We start from the raw sequence: 17974 nt of genomic DNA, 5'->3' as shown, positions 1-17974 counted from the left end.
ATTGGAGGCGAGCGCGGGGGGCGCTCAGGCAGCGGACACCTGGGCGGCGTACCAGGCCAGCAGGTGATCAACAGCCGTGCACACCGACTGAAGGGCGCCTTCTGAGCTGCGGGTCAGCCACTCGTCGACAACGGCGACCAGCGCGGGCACCGTGAGCGTGGGCAGGCCGGGCAGCTGCGCGGCCGCAGCGAGGATCTCGTCCGGGCCACTGACCCAGACCCCCTGCTCGCGTAGCAGGAGCCGGACGGCGAGGACCAGGTGACGGTAGAGCGGGCGGAGGCTGGTGGGAGTCGCTCCCGCGCGGAGGCGGCGCATGGTGAGAATGACCTGGGGAAGGTCCTGTGCCCCGGCCATGACGAGGTCGCGCCGGCTGATTACCGGCAACTCAAGTCCAGCCGAGGTGTGAAGCACCGGCTGTCCGTCCTGGAGCTGGTGGAGTACGAACGCCAGCCTGGGAGTGAGTCGACGGGCGGTGAGCTCGTCCGGAGTGGCCAGGGTGAGACCGACGGTCGCCAGGCCCTCCAGGGCCGCCTCGTACTTCTTCAGCGCCGCGGACACCGGCTCGGTGCCCTCGTGTTCGGCGATCACGAAAAGGTCGATGTCGGACCAGCCTGCGATCCAGGACCCCGTGCTCGGACTGCCCGTCAGCGCAGCGAGCCGGACCGGTTCTCCGACCGAATGCATGTCCTCCGCGAAGACGGCAGTGGCCGCCGCGACGGCGGTCGGCAGCGCCAGTGCGGACAGGTCCGCGATCTGCAGGGGTACCGTCAGCCGGGGAGTCTCCGCGATCCGCCGCAACCGGGCTCGCAAGTCGATCACGCTGCCGGAGTTGTCGATGACGTGGTCAGCCATGGCTTCGACCTTGTCCGCGCCGCGCTGGATTTTCACTGCGTCCTTCGCGGCCACGGCGTGCGGGGTCGAACCGGACCGGGCTACACGGACATCGAACGGGGCGGAGAGGTAGACGACCTGGAGGCGTTCACCGAGCATGATCTTGAGCTCCGCCATCGACTCGTCGTCGTGCACCGACTCGATCGTGAACAGCCCTGTCTCCACATGGGCCTCGGCGAACCGGTTCAGCTCCTCCAGAAGCAGCTCCGCCTGCCGGCGGGGCGAGAGCCGGTACGGGTCGGCAAGTCCGTGGTGATGGGCGGCCTGCCGGAGCAGATACCCGATCTTGAAACGCTGGGCGCCCACGAGCCGGCGTATGTAGTCGGCCCCCGTGCTCTTTCCGGACTCGCTCAGCCCGCCAAAGGCAATCACCCGGTGGAGGTGCCGACTGGGGCTGATGGCCTCGTTCGTGGCCGTGCTGCCGCCATAGAGCTTGAAGCGCGCCGGGGTCGGCAACAGCCGGGCTCCCGCCGCAACGTCGGCGGCGAGGACGTCCAGTGCCTCCGACAGCGCCTCGTGCTGTGCGTGCAGCAGGGGAACCCGCTGAGCGACGGCCGCGTCGAACGGAGCGGCTTCCTCACTGCGCCAGATGCGCAGGGTGAGCACGGAGAGGCGGTCCAGCACGGAGGACAGCGTCTCGGTGTGGAGTACGGCGTCGGCACGCGGCGGGCCGGCCAACGCGGCCAGTACCTCGTCTACGCGCTCGGCCAGGTTGTTGCGCTCCGCGTTGAGCTGGTCGATCTCGCGCTTGCAATCGGCGATCTCGGCTTCGCTCAGGCCTCCGCGGACGCGGTCCTCGGCCAGCCACAGTCGGCCGTTGGTCGCGTGCAGGCGGTTGAGTGTGTCGTCCAGCCGCTGCCGGTCCTTGGGCGGTAGCACGGACGCCGCCCGTATCAGGCGGGGCGGAAGAACGAGGGGAGGGACGTGCGCGGTCATCAGGAGTCCTCCGCGTCAGTGGAAGGAAGCAGGACCGATCCCGTGATGGTCACCACGTCGGCCTGGACCTGCTCGATGGACTTGCCCTCGCAGTCGACGACTCCGACATACGCTCCCCGCTCCGCCTGGTGTAGCAAGACCGCGTGCAGGGTCCGCTGGTACGCCGGATAGACGCCTGTCCACGGCCGGCCCTCCCGCGCGCTGGTGATCGCGTAGCTGCGTTCGGTGTCAAGCGACGGGAGGAGGAGAACGGGCACCTCCGGGGCCAGTACGCGGAAGGCTGCGATCCCCTCCACCGCAGTGAGCGCTTCAGCCGGGGACGAGCCCTCCTTGACCGAGGCAGTTGCCGCGCTGACGGCGATCAGCATCGGCAGCCCCCGGTCGAGGAGACCCACGCGGCCGCGCTCGAGAGCTCCGGACCGTCTTTCGTAGCTGTCGAGAAGCAGCCCGGTCAGTTCGGCAGTCGTGGACTCCTCGAACCACCACGTGGCGTAGCCCTCGCCCGCGACCTGTTTCCAGGCGGCGGCGTGGTGTTCGTGTACGGAGCCGAGCGGCTGGACGTTAGGGAAGCGAGAGGCGAGTAGGCGTAAGTGGGTGGTCTTGCCGACGTTGTCCGGGCCGTTGAGGCTGATGAACATGCCGGCGCTCAGGACGCGCGGATCTGGGTGTCGAGCACGGACTTGATGGCCTCGACGTTGCTGGCGGCGAAGTGGGCCAGCTCCGGCGGCATGAGGTTCAGCTGCCGGATCGCCTCCGCGGTGAACGGCACGCGCACGACCTCGTAACTGCCCCGATCGGGCTTGTCGAACTCGGTGCCGGTACGCGCCTGGATGTCCATCTGGTCCAGGCGGGCGGCGAAGATGTGCTGGACACCGAGGCCGTTGTCCAGCGAGTCGGTGATCAGGTGCACCAGCTCTGCCCGGCTCAGTTTGCCGCCGAGCTCCTCGAACACCTCGCGGTGCAGCGCGTCCTCGATGCTCGCGTCCTCGGCTTCGACGCCCCCGCCGACCGTCACCCAGTAAGGATCCCGGCCGGGCTTGGTCCGCTTGATCAGCACGAGCTCGTCGCCGTCCAACAGGATGGCTCGTGCGTTCCGCTTGGTGATCACCTTGTTCTCGTTCCTCTCTGGGATTCCCTATGCGCCCTGCCGAAGTACGGCTGACCCGGTTGTGCAAGGCCCGTATATGAGGTTCGCTTCCGACTGGAGTCGGGCGTGCCCCAGGGTCTGATACTGATAGGAACTCGCGCACATCGCGGTGGTGATATCACCCTTGTGATGGAGGAGTTGGATCTATGTGCAAGCCTGCGTCCTCCGCCTTCTACGTGCGCGTCTTCCGCTCGCCCAGGAGGCCGTGATGACTGCGTCCCTGCCCCTCGCTGCCCGCGTGGATCTCCGTCGTCAGCCGATCGAAGAGGTGTTGGAGCGCGTGGAACAGGCCCTGCATGTTCGCTTGAACAGACACGCACTGATCCGCAAGCGTCGTTCCCTGGGCGCTCCTACGGAGCGGGGCACATGGGTGCGGATCGAGCGCCGAGGGTTCGAGCGGATCGGCCTGCAGGGCTGGAATGGCACCGAGGCAGCTGCTGTGTTGCAGAAGATCGCGATGCCTGAGTGGTACCGAGGTATGGCGTGGCGCGAGCCTGGTGAGCCGGTGATGTGGCGTGCGGACGAGCTGGAGCTGATCGCTTCGCCGTCCGTAGGGACCGGCGCTCGGGTGGTCACAGATCCGGGCCTGCCAGAGGCATGGTGGACGGAGTTGAACGCTTCGCTGGACGCGCTCGCTGAGCAGCAGACGCCGAGGATCGCGACACCGGACACTGTGACGATCACGCAGGAGCTGGTGACGGGGACGCTCGGGGCTGTTTTCCCCGGCGTGGCCGATACGCGGATCGAGCGGTGGGCTCCTGCTCATGCGGATCTGACCTGGGCCAATGTGATGGGCCCGAAGTTCTCCATCGTCGATTGGGAGGACTGGGGGATGGCGCCCCGAGGCCTGGACGCCGCGACGCTGTGGGGGAATGCGCTTGCCGTCCCGGAGCTCGCAGACCGTGTCCACCGGGAGAGGCGGGCGGACTTGGAGAGCCGGGACGGCAAGCTGATGTCGTTGTTCTTCCTGTCGAAGATCGTCGGGCCTCACGCATGCGCGGAGGACCCTCTGCGGGAGCCGGCCCGGAAGGCGGCCGAGCATCTGGTGGCTGAGCTTGACGCACGTGGAGGGCCCGGAAGTTCTGGCTGACAGCTGCGGTATACACCGTGGGGCCGAGAATCTGAACCCGGTGGGCCATGCGACAGGAGCTGTCGGGACCTTGAGCGGGACATCGACGGGGTGAGGAGGAGCCCTACGGCCCAGCAACTATCAGCCCCATCTCGATGAGGGAACGACCTTGGTCGGCCGCGGCCTGCTGCTCCCCGGGTCGTGCTGCCTCGTCGAGCCTGATGGGGAACGATGCGTGAACGGAGGCGAGGAGGTCCACGGTGTCCGGGCTCGCCGCGAAGACGCCGTCGGCGGCGGCGAACGCGACCTGGCCGTCCGGGGTGGCGCCGAGAGGCTCGATTCCTCCCGGTATCCGTGTGCGCAGCTGCGTACCGTCGGTCAGCCGCACCGATTCCGCCGAGAGCGGGAGCCTTGATCGCAGCAGCCGACGATAGGTTCCCTCGTTCGGAGGAAACTCGGCCACGCCGAGGTGGGCCGGCAGTTGGTTCCGGGAGATCCAGTTGTGGTGCCGGAGGAGGGCGATGGACAGGAGCCCACTGTCATCGCCGAGCGGGACCGCCTGGTGAGGATGTCCCTCAGGGAAGAGCAGGGAGTCCCCGGGCTTCAGCACCTCGTCGAGGACGATTCGGGAGGCGGGTCCTCCCTCCGGGGTGTCCCAGCCGCCCAGTTGGAAACGCTTGCTGCCCCAGAGCATCAGGGCGATGACGTCCTGGCGATCGGAGTGCCATCCGGTGACGCTTGTCGTGCCGGCGGAAATGAAGAGCTTCGTGAACACATCAGCTCCGGACACGGCGACGACATCGTCCATGAGCGCTGCCAGGGCCGCAGACCAGCGGTCGAACTGTCGGACTCCGAGGGTAACTCCTCCGTCCAGTGCCCGCCTGACCCGATGGATGTCCATCTGGAAGGTGTCGGAGTCCGGTTCCAGCCGGTTGCCGAACCGGTCGCCGGGCAGCTTCCCGTCGGCGTCGCGGAGCTCCATGTCCGCGTTGGCTCCCGTACCAGGTCCGGCGATCAGCCGTGGCTCAGCCGTAAGCCAGCGCTCGAACTCAGCGCGGCCAGGCAGCCAGCCGGTGCCATCAGCTGCCCTTCCGAGCGACGGGGCTTCGCAGGGCCGTCCGAGGCTCGCCACCACGGTGTCCCCCAGAACGAGGCGGAGGCGCTCGGCGGCTCGCTCGACGGCTTTGCTGTTGGCGGTGTCGATGAGGGATACGAGGCTGGCAGGAACGGCGCCTACGCGGATAGCCAGTCGGTCGACTTCGTCCAGTCGATGCACGGCGTGTGGCGTCATGGTCATCGCTCCAAGGTCTTGAGTAAGGGGGAGAGGTGAGACTCGAGGTCGGCGACGAGGCCCGGCCATGGGGAGACGCGCAGCCGGTGCACCGGGACTCGGGAGGCCAGCTCACGGCTGCTACGGTGCAGGTCTGTCGGGCTGGCACCCCCGTCACGGAGGTGTTCCACCAGCCACGACATGGCCTCTTCCTCGTCGCCGGCCGTCTCGACGCCCGGAGATCTTGGCTCCTGCTCCGGGAGGAGGATCACCACGGCAGCGGGCAGGGCGGCGCCGAGGTACGTTCCGGCTTCCTGCGGCAGCGGCACGGAGGTTCGTTGCTCCCCGGACCGTACTGCGACCGGGAGCGGGACACCGAAGACCACACCGGTCAACGAGTCCAGCAGTACGACCTCGTCGGTGGCGACGGAGGCGAGCCCGGCGTTGCGGGCCCAGAGTGCCGCGGTCGTCTTGCCGGCCTTCTGGTTGCCGCAGACGAGGAGGGCTTGGCCAGAGGCCGGCACAAGCAGCGCGGCGTGCAGGGCGACGAACCGCCCACGGTACGGGGGAGTGGCGAGCGGGGGCAGAGCGGGCAGGTGGCCCGCCAGCGCGTGCCACTGGGGATCACCTGGCATGCGGTAACGGACGCCGGGTCGTTCGTCGGCGCACGACCGGTGCAGCATGTCGGCCTGGGCATCGCTCTCGAGCCGCACGAGGACGTCGGCGGTTCGCCGGCGGACGGGTACCGCGGCAGCGAGACCTGTCCGGAGCCATCGTTGAACAGCCGGGTCGACCGTGTTGTAGCGGACCGTACCTCCCGCGAGAAGCAGGTCGACGAACGGCATGACATCTTGGTCGCCGCTCTCGGCCGGGCCGGAGACCCTGTCGAGGGCCTGGTGCAGCGGGAGCGGCCAGAGCACGTCCTCTCGCCACAGTCGCGTACCGATAGCGCTGCTGACCTGGTAGGCCGTGCTCGTCGTGTTCTCCACGGCGTCCCACGTTCCGTCGGATCGTTCGGAGACGACCCAACCAGAGGGCTCAGTGCTCACTTGCGTCACCCCCATGTGCTCCGGCATCGGGGCTGGTCGCTCGGGTCCTGCCCACGCCTACGAGGTAGGCCCCGTCGTGGACAGTGCCGAGTCCGGTCAGCGGCTCCAGCAGATGCTCCACCAGAGCCGGGCTCTGAAAGACGCCGCACGACGGATCCGTCGCCAGGCCCAGGGCGATGCGCTGTGCGTCACGCCCGCACTGGATGAGCGCGCTCTGCCAGGACACGCTGCCAGGTTCCGTCACTCGGGGGACGAGCCAAGCCACCGCCGATATACCTGCTGTCCAAGGCTGCCCTATGGCCGCGCGCTGGATCTCGTCGGGAGTGGGCGCCGGTCCGACCCGCGCCCAGCCGCCGTCAGTGCGCTGGTACGTGCCGGTCTCCAGGACGTGGTTCGGGTGCAGCAGGCTGAGCCGGACTTCGCTCCGTACGGTCGCCAGGATCCGGAGCAGGGTGTCCAGGCTTCCCCTGGTGAGTGGCAGTTCGGAGAAGGCGCGGTGGGTGCGCCGCGCAGCAAGGGCAGCGGGCAGTCGGGACCAGGGCACCGGCGACGTCAGCGCGGCCGAGGTCGTCGTTCGGTGCTTCTTCGTCTGGGCTTCACCGGCTGCCTCGGCGTGCACCAGGAGGGAGGGGAACCAGCTGGACTCGATCCACGGTCGTGACCGCTCCCAGAGCCTCATGGCTTCGTCTGCGGGAAGAAGGGCCCGGGCCGCGACCAGTTCCTCGACCTCTGCCGGGGACGCGCCGCTGTTCTCACGGATCTCGGCCGGCCGGGAGGGGCGGTCGCCGCGCGTACTGGGGTTGGCGTAGGCGAGGGCGGTAACGGTATGAGGCGTGAGCTTGGCGAGGCCCTGCCGTTCGGAGTGGACCTCGGCGTAGAGGCCGTCGGCACGCGGGATGAGGGACAGGAGGGGGTTGGTCCGGTACTCGGTGTCCGGGACCGTCGGCCTGGTCTCGGGAGCCGGCGGTGGTCCTGCTGCCACGTGGGCCGGTTCCGGTGTGGCGAGGAGCAGCCCGAGAATCGGGTCGGATCCCACAAAGGAGGGCATCGGAAGCCAGGCGGTGGACCAGCCGGTGGCCTGCAGGGCCAGGTCGAGCGTTTCCAGGACGTGGCCGGCGTCGATGAGGACGGGTCGGAAGGCCCGTACGTCCCGGTAGCGCCACATGGCGCGCTCGACGTGGCTGGAGACGATGAACGCTGCGCCGGACGGCGGGAGGGGCGCCGTCACGGGGAATCCGGCTTCCGCCCGGATTAGCGTGTGGCGGTCGCCGTCGTACCACCACGATCCCCGCAACGGCGCGGGCCACCCGTCGTCGAGGGCCACGCCGAGGTCCGTGGGGTGTCGGGCACCGCCGGAGGGGCTGCTCTTGATGACGATGGGGCCGTGCCGGCCCTGTCGCCGGCCGGTGATCCGCCCGGCCGCGGCCAGCCACGAGGCCAGGAGGGCGACGTCGGGAACCCTGCGGGGGCCGGTGGGGAGCGGAGCCTCGGGCAGATCAGTGCTCGGGCCGGGGCGCGGGGTCGCGACGGGAGGTGGCGCACCGTTTGCCGCGTAGCCGTCCATGAGTGCCCGGTCCGCCTCGTGGCTCGTTTCGACGCTGTAGTCCAGGAAGGGGTAGTCGAGGTTCAGAAGGCGGTAGTGGGCCAGGAAGTCTGGTGCCTCCGGACTCTCCCAGGCATCCGAGATGCCGAGGGCCCTCGCGGCCGCGCTGAACTCCTCATGCGTCTCTCGATCCTTGCCTTGGGCGATCCAGGACAGCAGCGCGCACTCCCGGTCCTTGCCGGAGAGGACGTACGCCTTGCGGGTCGCGGCGTCGACGGAGACCCATCGAGCGTCGGCTTGTATCTGGGGAGCCATGGTCCGTGCGGGAAATATGCGAACCCTGTCCATCTGGTGTAAGTCCTCCTGAGTGCCGGATCCGGGACGCGGCGGGCCCGCGGCAGCACTGCTGCCGCGGGCCCTGGTGCCTCAGGAGCTGTTCTGCACGAGCGCGCGGCGGAACAGGGGTACCGCGGAGTAGATGCCGGCGCTCGCGTCGGGCATGGAGAACCACACGGCGTCCGCCGGCGGCTGGCAGTCGGCCGCGAAGCGCTCCAGGGCGGAGCGGGTCAGCAGCCACCGGTGGTCACCGTCGGGGTCGGAGATCAGGATGGAGGGGTCGGCCGAGCCGGTGCCCGCGACGACGGGGACCTGCTCGCACAGGGTCTTCGACGGCAGGACGAACACGACGTCGGCACCCTCGCCGAGCTGGGCCGGTTCGACCGTGAACTCGCCCAGAAGCTCCGGGTCGAGTACGTAGGTGGCGTTCCTTCCGGGGTCTTGCACCGCGATCTTCACAGGCACCTTCCACAGGTCGGCCGCAGAGGCTGGTGGACCAGGACCCCTGCGGGGTGGTTCCGTGATGTGTCAGCAGTGGACTTGAGCTTTGCTTGGACGGCACACGGGGGCCATCGAGCCGGACGGCTCCGTTCAACCGGCCGCAGTGCACACGTGTGGTGACTGGCTGTCACAGGGCCGAGACTCTAGTACGGACATCCGTGCCTTGTGCAGTGCATTGGACGCCCTTATCCGGCATGGCCGGAATCCTTCCGGCCGGGATCGCCGTGAACGGGTCAACTCCGGTGGCCCGTAACGCAAGACGGCGTTGCCGGCCCCCACAAGAGGGGCGGCAACGCCGTCTGTCGTTTCAGCGTGAGCTACATGGTGATCTCGTAGGTGAGGAGCTCACTCTCGGCCACTTCGAGATCCACCTCGCCAATGTTCCCGGCAGACTGCACGTCTCCGCTCACCTGGCGCAGGCTGGCCAGCAACGGAGCAGGCCCGCGAGCCGAAAGCCTGGCCACCTCGGCCCGCATGGAGACCTGAGCCGCGCTCTTGGCCTTTCGGATGGCGGCGATCGCCTCCGCGGCGACATCCAGAAGCTGAGGATCTCCCTTCAGGCACTGCTCCCGAAGCTCGGTCCCGCTGGGCCACTGAGCCTGGTGCACCGAGCCCTGCTGCCACCAGCTCCACGCCTCTTCGGTTGCGAACGGTACGAACGGCGCGAGAAGCCGCAGCAGCGTCGACAGCGCCGTCGACAGGGTCGCCTGCGCGGACGCGGCGGCCTCCTCGCCCCCTCCTCCGTAGGCGCGAGTCTTCACCAGCTCCACGTAGTCGTCGCAGAACGCCCAGAAGCACCGCTCGATCGTCTCGAGCGCCCGGGCGTAGTCGTACGCCTCCAGCTGAGCCGTTGCCTCGTCCACGACGTCTGCGAGTCGTGCGAGCAGCGCCTGGTCCAGCGGATTGGTCACCGCAGCACGCCGTTCCCCCACACCGAGGCCGAGCACGAACTTCGACACGTTGAGGATCTTGATTGCCAGACGTCGGCCGATCTTCATCTGGCCGATCTCGAAGGCGGTGTCCGTTCCCGGCCGGGCCGAGACTGCCCAGTACCGCACTGCGTCCGACCCATGCTGGTCCAGAAGGTCCAGCGGGGTGACGACGTTGCCCTTCGACTTGGACATCTTCTTGCGGTCGGGGTCGAGGATCCAGCCACTGATTGCGGCATGGGCCCACGGAAGCGCGTCGTGCTCCAGCTCGGCGCGGGCGACGGTGGAGAACAGCCAGGTGCGGATGATCTCGTGGGCCTGCGGACGCAGGTCCATCGGGAAGACACGCTGAAAGAGGTCGTCGTCGTGGCCCCAGCCGCCGGCGATCTGAGGTGTCAGCGAAGACGTTGCCCAGGTGTCCATCACGTCCGGGTCGCCGGTGAAGCCGCCCGGGACGTCCCGCTGGTCCGGCGTGAAGCCCGGCGGGGTATCGCTGCTGGGATCCACGGGCAGCGAGTCCTGCGACGGCACGATCAGCTCGTCAGTCGGGATTCCGTCGGCGTCCAGCTGATACCAGACGGGAACGGGTACGCCGAAGTAGCGCTGCCGGCTGATCAGCCAGTCCCCGGCAAGTCCCTCCACCCAGGACTGGTACCGGTTCCGCATGTGCTCGGGGTGCCAGTTCAGCTCATGGCCGCGCCGCAGCAGCTTCTGCCGGAGCTCCGCGTCGCGTCCGCCGTTGCGCAGGTACCACTGGCGGCTGGTGACGATCTCGAGGGGCTTGTCGCCCTTCTCGTAGAACTTGACCATGTGGTTGAAGGGCCGTGGATCGCCGACGAGGCTGCCGTCCGCGCGGAGCAGCTCCACCAGGCGCTCCCGGGCCGTGTGCGGCGTCGCTCCGGCGAGCTGGGCATACGCGGTCCTCGCGGCGTCGGATTCCAGCGCGGCCGGTGCCTCGCGTACGAATCGGCCGTCCCGCCCGATCACCGAACGGGTGGGGAGGTCCAGCTCACGCCACCACACCACGTCGGTGGTGTCGCCGAAGGTGCAGATCATGGCCGCACCCGTGCCCTTCTCGGGGTCGGCCAAGCGGTGGGCCACCACAGGCACCTCGACGCCGAAGACCGGCGTCCGCACCGTGGTGCCGAACAGCTTCTGGTAGCGCTCGTCATCCGGATGCGCCACGACTGCCACGCAGGCGGGCAGCAGCTCGGGGCGTGTCGTGGCGATCTCCAGTGCCGGCCCTGCCTCTGCCCTGAACAGCAGATGGTGGTAGGCGCTGGGGCGCTCGCGGTCCTCGAGCTCGGCCTGGGCGACTGCGGTCTGGAACGTCACGTCCCACAGCGTCGGAGCCTCGGCCTGGTACGCCTCGCCGCGAGCGAGGTTGGCCAGGAAGGCGCGCTGGGAGATGGCACGCGCCCGGCTGTCGATGGTCTGGTAGGTGTGATTCCAGTCGACGGAGAGCCCCAGCCGGCGCCACAGGCTCTCGAAGACCTTCTCGTCCTCCACCGTGAGCCGCTCGCACAGCTCGATGAAGTTGCGGCGGGACACCGGGACCTGCTGCTTGCCTGGAGAGGCGGGCGGAGTGAACTCCGGGTCGTACGGCAGCGAGGGGTCACACCGCACGCCGAAGTAGTTCTGCACCCGGCGCTCGGTCGGCAGGCCATTGTCGTCCCAGCCCATCGGGTAGAAGACCGCCTTGCCGCGCATCCGGTGGAAGCGGGCGAGTGCGTCCGTCTGGGTGTACGAGAACACGTGCCCGACGTGGAGGGAGCCGCTCACGGTGGGCGGAGGCGTGTCGATCGAGTACACCCGCTCGCGAGGCGCGGTGCGGTCGAATACGTATACGCCCTGCTCGTCCCAGGTCGGAGCCCATTTGGCCTCAAGGCCGTCGAGTGTGGGCTTGTCGGGTACGCCCTGGCGAGGAGATGCGGTCGTCATGACGGTAGATGGTATCGGGCTGTGGAGGTCCGTAATTCCCTTATCGAATAGCGTAGTTCAGGCCAGCGATAGCGGTGTGATGAGAGTGCTGTCGGACGAACGTGGCGGGCCTGGACCTCTGAGATGCGAGGTCGGAGCGGGGCCGCTGGTGCGCAGTCAGCCAGGTGCTTGCTGTGGGGGTAGGCCGAAAAGTGGCAGGCACGGGGTGAGGCCCGTGATCTCGGTGACCGGAGTCACGGTCGTCTGCCATGTACTGCGTGACAGCCGGAGCCGCTGCAGGATGACGACATCCCCGCGAACGACACGTCGTTCGATGCCGTCGGCGGCATATCCCAGCTTGCGGGAGACCGCCAGTGAAGCGCTGTTGTCGATGAACGAGCCAGTGGTCGCTGATTCTGCCCCCAGTCCCGTGAACGCCAGGTGGAGGACGGCTGCTCGCATCTCCGTGCCTATTCCCTGACTCTGGAACGTCAGTCCCAGCCACGAGGCGGTGTTGACCTCCCTCACCAGCGCGAAGCGCCTCGCAGCCAGGGCCTGCACTCCCACGGGACGGCCTTCGAGGAAGACCGCGAGATTGAGGGACCAGTCCTCCGGCCGCCAGTTCCCGAGTCGCAGCCACTGGTGCTGAATCATGGAGCGCGCTCGGTCGGCGCCGGGTTGATCCGTCCAGCCGCTACTGAACGGCATCTGGGATGGATCATGAACACCCTCGTATGCCAGATCGCCCAGTTCCGCGAGCTCATCCGGGTTGGGCAGGCGAAGCACCAGGCGGGGCGTCGTCAGCCGCAGGCCCAGTAGCGGCCAGTAATCGATCAGCACAATCCAGTCTGTCCACGACTCCCCTTGCCGGGCCACTTGAGCTCCGTCCAACGGCGATAGAGCGCCCGCTTCGCCGAGCTTCGCTTGAACAGTGGCCGAGATTCGTCCGAATGGGTGACGCCGCTGACCTGACTGCAGGGAGACGGCCTGCGCGATGGCAAGGGTCGGAGTCGGAGGAGAGCCGCCCGGCCGACGTAGGGACGTTGCCTCACGAGGCGCGGCATGGATTTCCGGGTGACAAGGCGGCCGGGCGCGGCCTACCGTCGCCGTGTATGACGACGATCGATGCACGGATCGCAGACTTCTACGCAGAGTACGACGAGGCAGCCCGGCTGCACTCCACCGCCTCAGGCCGCCTGGAGCTCGAGCGGACTCAAGAGCTGTTACGCCAGTACCTGCCACCCCCGCCGGCCCGTGTGCTGGACTTGGGCGGAGGGCCGGGGACTCACGCCCGGTGGCTTGTCGAGGACGGCTACGAGGTGTTGCTCCTGGACCCGGTTCCCAAGCATCTCGAACAAGCCCGCGAGTACGTGCCAGGGTGCTCGGCTGAGCTAGGTGACGCACGCGAGCTGACCCTCCCCACGCACAGCTTCGACGCAGTCCTGCTCCTGGGACCGCTGTACCACTTGGCGGATCGCGCGGAGCGCCTCAGAGCACTCTCTGAGGCCCGCCGCGTCGTGGTGCCGGGTGGTCTGGTGGCGGCAGCCGGGATTTCCCGGTACTCACTGATGCAGGACTACACGGTGAGCGCCGGCCTTACCCCGGATCTCCTCGCAGGAGAGGTCACCGAGGTGGTGCGGACCGGTTCGTACGACGGCAGTCGCGGGTTCACGGTGGTGCATTTCCACACCGCGGCCGAGCTCGCCCGGGAAGCGGCCGAGGCTGGCATGAAAGAGGTGCGCCTACACGGCATCGAGGGGCCCGGGTGGGCGTACGTCGTCGCGGCTGGCCGATGTGCTGGGCAGGAGGTTGCGCAAGCGCTGGTCGCCGACGCGGTGGCCACAGCCCGCCTGGCGGACGAGCAGGGCGTGTTCACCGACGCTTCTGCGCACATGCTCGTCGTTGGCACGTCCTGACGTCGTTGGCTTCCCCGGATGACGGGGAGGCCAACGGGCGCGGTCGGATCGGCAGGTAGGGCCTGCCTCAGCGCCCGATGCTGTGGCAGCAGGCGCTGGTATACACCGACGGGCGACTGCGATTCAGGCAACGGCATGCCAGGCATCGGCCAGCGAGGAGACGGAGGAGAAACGGTCCCTGGGTCCGGTCGACGTCGCCCTCTCGATGACCGCGAGCTGATCGGGAGTGCCGCGCCAGCCCTTTTCCTCGTCGCCGGTGTCCAGCAGGAGCCGCAAGGCCCTGCCGAGGTTGAACACAGTGGTCCGAATGTCGATCACCGAACCGCGAATGAACTCCTCCGGAGCCATGTACCGGCTTGAGCCGGGGAGCCGGTCGGCTTCCAGGGTGAACGGCCCTTGCCGGTATTCATCCAGGTCACACAACCTCATGCGGTTCTCTTCGAAGTCGTACAGCATGCAGCCGTCATAGAGGTCGACGGCCACGAGCCCCGCGCCTTCCACAGCGATGTGGGCACCCAGGATGGCTTCCACGGCGGAGTGGATTTCGGGGAGAGGAAGCCTGCGGAAGCGAGCCATCGTGCTCTCCGGCGCTGTTCTGCCTCCGCTACGAGACCTGGTGGGGTGGTAGAGGACTTCGCCCGGTACCCAGGGGTAGACGAGGGCCAGCCCCTGATCCGTCGTGATGCTGTTCAGGAGGGGGATGATGGTGGGGTGGGTGACGGCTTGGTGCACGGCTACGGCTTGGCGCAGCAAGGCTGCGGCTGCGGGTGTCGAGGCGCTCTTCACAAACCATCTCCGCTCGCCTGCCAGGACCCCGTACGAGATGCATCCGGAGTCCTGCTCGGCGAAGGTGCGAAAGATGGGCCCGACTTGGGCGACGTAGGTGTCGAGTGAGGCCACGTGGGAGACGTCGAGGAGTGGGTGCGCCGTCATGTTCAAGGATGGTGCCAAGTCTCGTCGGACGCCGCAGGGAGTTTCCCCTCCTACCTGGATGGCCTTTGAGGCGGGCTCCTCGTCCCGGCGGCACCGCGACCGGACCAGTGGAAGTCGGTGCTCACCGAGCGCGAGGAACCGCGTTGTCAGCCTGCCGCCAGCTACAGAACGCGTAACGGTCCGCCAACCTCTGTCGGCGGACCGTTACGAAAGAGGGTCTGCCGATCCCCTTGTGAGATTATCCGCGTGCCGTCCTCTATGCGACCAAGGCGAAATCCAAGGATTCGGCGGCACTCTTAATCGACCCTGGCATCAGGTGTCGATAGATGCGGAACGTCATATCCAGGCTCTTATGGCCCATCCAGTCGGCTACGTCGGTAATGGGGATGCGCAGTTGGAGGCACCGTGATGCAAAGAAATGTCGGAGACTGTACAGCACCATTCCGTCTGGTATGGCTGCGCGGTTGGCGCGCTTTAGTCGCTGCCACTGGTTTTGGAGCAGGTATGGCTGGAAGGGCCTGGATGAATCGCGAGGGTCTCTCAGAAGGTAGCCGTCGATGCTACCGTGTTCTGCGGCATACTGTTCGATGGACTGCCTTATTCGCGGCGGCAGTGGAACTTCGCGATATTCGCCAGACTTGCGATGCTTGAGGCGATCGTAATCCTTGGTCGCCTGATTCACCTGCTCGGTAATCCTGTAAACATTGTCGGCAACTATGTTGTCAATGTTCACGGCGACGGCCTCGGAATTCCTCATTCCGCACCCGCTCATTAGGTCGCAGATCAACCGAAGCCTATCGTCGCCGATTTGTCGGATGTTTCGCAGTTGTTCCACTGTCGGTATGGTGGCGCGGCCAGGTGTGTACTGTGGCGGCTTGACTCCATCCGTTGGATTGAAGTCGTAGATGCCGAGTCTTTGAGCGTCAGTAAGTACCGCAGAGAGCTTGTCGAATGCGTTGGATTGCGTGGCTAGGCCCGTGTCCGCAACCTCCAGGGTTCGAATGAAATCGTCGACTACTCGGTGGTCGAATGAGTTCATGCGGCGACTACCTAGGACCGGAAAGATGTGGTGCTTTAGCAGGGAGTCGAGGTGCCTCGCGGACGAGGGGGCCAGATGGCGCTGCCCCAGTCTCCATTGCTCGGCATATTCCTTGAAAGTCATGCGGCCATATCGATCCGCCCGCTCTTGACGGAAGCCGGAGCTTGAGGATGCCTGAGACTTCGCTGCGTGTATCTCAGAAAGCCGGGAAACTGCCTTGGTTTGGGTTCGGAACCCTCCTTGCTCTGTCTGCCGCCCGCTCAAGCTGCGGTATCGGATCACGTATGGATGTTGACATCGCGACCACTCGTCACTCGAGTGGTTGCAGCGCTTGAATACTGTCCCCATACCTCGTGGGAGGGTCTTCATGGGTCTGGGCCTGCCTCTTGTGTGGAGCCGTTGAGATGTCTCGGTTGCTAGGTGGTCTGCCTGTGCTGGCGTATCCAAGCGTTGACCTCGGATACCTTGAATTGGATTTTGGCGCTGCGGCCCGAACCGAATCTGTAGCTGGGTAGGCCCAATCGAGCTGCCTCTCTGTAGACCCATGAGAGAGACATGTTGAGCTGGTGAGCCAACTGCTTGGCGGAGATGAAATCGCTTGAAATCGGAACTCCTTGCTCGAACTGCTGCTGACGGCATCCATGGTCCAGGGGATCCCCGGTTGGGCTAACCGGGGATCCTCTGGTATACGACCGGCTACGCAGTCAGCTCGACGTTGAGCATCTTGGCCGCCTGGCCGATCGATCCGGGCATGAGGTGCCGGTAGATCTTGAACGTGATCTCCAGGCTCTTGTGGCCCATCCACTCCGCGACGTCGGTAATCGGGATCCGATGTGCGAGGCAGTTCGAGGCGAAGAAGTGTCTGCAACCGTAGATCACCATGCCCTCTGGGATGTCGAGGGCGCCGGAGCGCTTCAGCCTCTGCCACTGGTTCTGGAGCAGGTACGGCTGGTACGGGCGGCCAGCGTCGTGCGGATGGCGCAACAGATAGCCGTCTACCGTGCCGTACTTGTCGGCGTACCACTCGATGCTGTCCCTCACTCGGGCAGGCAGGGGAACGTCCCGATACTCGCCCGGCTTCCGGTGCTTGAGGCGCTCGTAGTGCTTGGTGGTCTGGTTGACCTGCTCGGTGACGCGGTACACGTCGTCGGCGACGATGTTGTTCACGTTGACCGCGGCTGCCTCCGCGTTGCGGAGGCCGCACCCGCTCATGACGTCGACCAGCAGGGTGAAGATGTCGTCGCCCGCGAGGCGCAGGTTGCGCAACTGCTCGGGCGACGGGATGACGGCCTTCTTGGGGTCGTAAACCGGTGCTTGCACGCCGAGCAGTGGGCTCTCTTCGAAGAGGCCGAGGCGGTGCGCGTCGAGCAGGATCGCCTTGAGCTTGTCGAAGGCGTTCGACTGCGTCGCCAGCCCGGCGCCGTTCCGCTCCATCGTGCGTATGAACCCGTCGACGACCTTGTGGTCGAAGGTGCCCATCCGGCGGCTGCCGAAGGCCGGATAGAGGTGGTGCTGCAGCAGCGAGTCGAGGTGGCCGACGGACGCCGGCGCGAGGTGGCGTTGGCCTTCCTTCCACGCGGTGGCGTACTCGTCGAACCGCATCTGGCCGTATCGCGCGATGCGCTCGGCCTTCGCCTGGTTCGCCGGCTTGGAGGCCTTCTGGTTGTGGATCTCCAACAGACGCTCGGACGCCTTGTCCTTGTCGGGGAAGCCGGACTCCTGGCTCTGCTTGCCGAAGGCATTGCGGTACCGGATCTTCCAGCCGTGGGCACACTTCGGCCAATAGGAGGGTGCGTGCCCGCAGTCCTTGAAGACGGTGCCGGTGCCGTGGATGGTTGTCGTGGCTGCCACGGTGGTAGTACTCCTTGGCTTGCGATGCTGACGGTTTGCTGACCTTCAGCGGCCTAGGAGTGCTCTGACCTGCACCGATGCTCCTGAGGAGCGGTATGTTCTGGAACTGGATCGGCCGGAGCAACGAGGAGATCGTACAAGCCCGCAAGGACTGGATGGAAGGCACCCGCTACGGCGAAGTGAAGGGCTACGACGGCCCTCCGATCCCTGCTCCGCAGCTCCCGCCGGGGCCGCTGAAGGCGCGCGGACGAGTGCGCTGACCTGCGCTTTCCTGGAGTAGGTCGACCAGTCGAGATCAGTGGAGGAGAGGTCGCATCCCGTGCGGAGATCATCCCGGCGAGGCGAGCGACGGGGGGCTCCGGGACGACCTCTCCGGGCCCTCGGCGTTTCCCAGGTATGACCAGCTGGGGTCAGCTTTGCCAGGACCAATGCTGACCCGATGCTGACTTTGGTGGCGGACCATCAGGCCTGGTGGCGTCCACCCGCGTGTGTGGTGGTAGCGATCGAGGCTCAGCGCTACCTGGAGCAAGCCGTCACCCTCGCAGGGCTCTCCGGAGACGGTCAGGTCCAGCACCAGACTTGGCGGTGCGCCGCCATGCTCGCCGGATAGCGCGGCCGGTACGCCGACGCTCTCGCCGCTGCCG

Annotated in this window: 14 protein-coding genes and 1 pseudogene; 3 read left to right on the top strand and 12 right to left on the bottom strand. The window is 67.0% G+C overall.

Translation table 11 applies throughout. The annotated features are described in order from the left end of the window. Positions 1 to 24 precede the first annotated feature (24 nt). Genes K7B10_RS07505 through K7B10_RS07495 form a run of 3 tightly spaced genes read right to left on the bottom strand, consistent with a single transcriptional unit; the run spans position 25 to position 2932 of the window. Positions 25 to 1827: a DUF4254 domain-containing protein gene (locus tag K7B10_RS07505; protein ID WP_229335165.1), complete on the bottom strand. Its 1803-nt coding sequence runs from the start codon at positions 1825 to 1827 to the stop codon at positions 25 to 27. Next, on the bottom strand, positions 1827 to 2465 hold the full coding sequence (locus tag K7B10_RS07500; protein ID WP_229335164.1) for a hypothetical protein: 639 nt from the start codon (positions 2463 to 2465) through the stop codon (positions 1827 to 1829). Before K7B10_RS07500 ends, K7B10_RS07505 begins: the two co-directional genes overlap by 1 nt. A gap of 8 nt (positions 2466 to 2473) precedes the next feature. Beyond that, positions 2474 to 2932, bottom strand: a complete 459-nt coding sequence (locus tag K7B10_RS07495) for an NUDIX hydrolase (RefSeq protein WP_372481540.1) — start codon at positions 2930 to 2932, stop codon at positions 2474 to 2476. A gap of 250 nt (positions 2933 to 3182) precedes the next feature. Between K7B10_RS07495 and K7B10_RS07490 the strand changes: the two genes are divergently transcribed. After that, complete coding sequence (locus K7B10_RS07490; RefSeq protein WP_229335162.1) at positions 3183 to 4064, top strand: hypothetical protein; 882 nt, start codon at positions 3183 to 3185, stop codon at positions 4062 to 4064. 103 nt (positions 4065 to 4167) lie between these two features. On the opposite strand, the gene K7B10_RS07485 is transcribed toward K7B10_RS07490, so the two are convergent. From K7B10_RS07485 to K7B10_RS07460, 6 genes are all read right to left on the bottom strand, one after another. After that, on the bottom strand, positions 4168 to 5340 hold the full coding sequence (locus K7B10_RS07485) for a JmjC domain-containing protein (RefSeq protein ID WP_229335161.1): 1173 nt from the start codon (positions 5338 to 5340) through the stop codon (positions 4168 to 4170). After that, positions 5337 to 6362 carry a hypothetical protein gene (locus tag K7B10_RS07480; protein ID WP_229335160.1) on the bottom strand — a complete coding sequence of 342 codons (1026 nt, stop codon included), beginning with the start codon at positions 6360 to 6362 and terminating at the stop codon, positions 5337 to 5339. The genes K7B10_RS07485 and K7B10_RS07480 overlap by 4 nt, the downstream gene beginning before the upstream one ends. Further along, a complete protein-coding gene (locus K7B10_RS07475) occupies positions 6352 to 8220 on the bottom strand; it encodes a nitroreductase family protein (protein WP_229335159.1) in 1869 nt (622 codons plus the stop codon). Before K7B10_RS07475 ends, K7B10_RS07480 begins: the two co-directional genes overlap by 11 nt. Positions 8221 to 8331: 111 nt before the next feature. Then, positions 8332 to 8700: a hypothetical protein gene (locus K7B10_RS07470; protein WP_229335158.1), complete on the bottom strand. Its 369-nt coding sequence runs from the start codon at positions 8698 to 8700 to the stop codon at positions 8332 to 8334. A 359-nt stretch (positions 8701 to 9059) separates the two neighbouring features. Beyond that, positions 9060 to 11612: a valine--tRNA ligase gene (gene valS / locus K7B10_RS07465; RefSeq protein WP_229335157.1), complete on the bottom strand. Its 2553-nt coding sequence runs from the start codon at positions 11610 to 11612 to the stop codon at positions 9060 to 9062. A gap of 156 nt (positions 11613 to 11768) precedes the next feature. After that, on the bottom strand, positions 11769 to 12431 hold the full coding sequence (locus K7B10_RS07460) for a GNAT family N-acetyltransferase (protein WP_229335156.1): 663 nt from the start codon (positions 12429 to 12431) through the stop codon (positions 11769 to 11771). A gap of 272 nt (positions 12432 to 12703) precedes the next feature. On the opposite strand from K7B10_RS07460, the gene K7B10_RS07455 reads away from it, so the two are divergent. After that, entirely contained in the window at positions 12704 to 13507 is an 804-nt protein-coding gene (locus K7B10_RS07455) for a class I SAM-dependent methyltransferase (protein ID WP_229335155.1), read from the top strand. Positions 13508 to 13630: 123 nt separating this feature from the next. Here K7B10_RS07455 and K7B10_RS07450 read toward each other — a convergent pair whose 3' ends face one another. The 3 genes from K7B10_RS07450 to K7B10_RS41220 form a co-directional block, all read right to left on the bottom strand. Then, a complete protein-coding gene (locus K7B10_RS07450) occupies positions 13631 to 14440 on the bottom strand; it encodes a protein kinase family protein (protein WP_229335154.1) in 810 nt (269 codons plus the stop codon). Between the two features lie 256 nt (positions 14441 to 14696). Further along, positions 14697 to 15602 carry a tyrosine-type recombinase/integrase gene (locus K7B10_RS07445; RefSeq protein ID WP_372481382.1) on the bottom strand — a complete coding sequence of 302 codons (906 nt, stop codon included), beginning with the start codon at positions 15600 to 15602 and terminating at the stop codon, positions 14697 to 14699. Between the two features lie 573 nt (positions 15603 to 16175). After that, positions 16176 to 17330: a tyrosine-type recombinase/integrase gene (locus K7B10_RS41220; protein WP_229335152.1), complete on the bottom strand. Its 1155-nt coding sequence runs from the start codon at positions 17328 to 17330 to the stop codon at positions 16176 to 16178. Positions 17331 to 17425: 95 nt separating this feature from the next. Here K7B10_RS41220 and K7B10_RS07435 point away from each other — a divergent pair. Further along, a pseudogene (locus K7B10_RS07435) lies at positions 17426 to 17590 on the top strand (pirin); the annotation flags it as partial. Positions 17591 to 17974 lie beyond the last annotated feature (384 nt).

Origin of the sequence: Streptomyces flavotricini (assembly GCF_020639365.1) — a bacterium.
Taxonomy (GTDB): Bacteria; Actinomycetota; Actinomycetes; order Streptomycetales; family Streptomycetaceae; genus Streptomyces; species Streptomyces flavotricini.
Note: the sequence above shows the minus strand (reverse complement) of the source record. Positions and strands in the feature narration are given on the sequence as shown.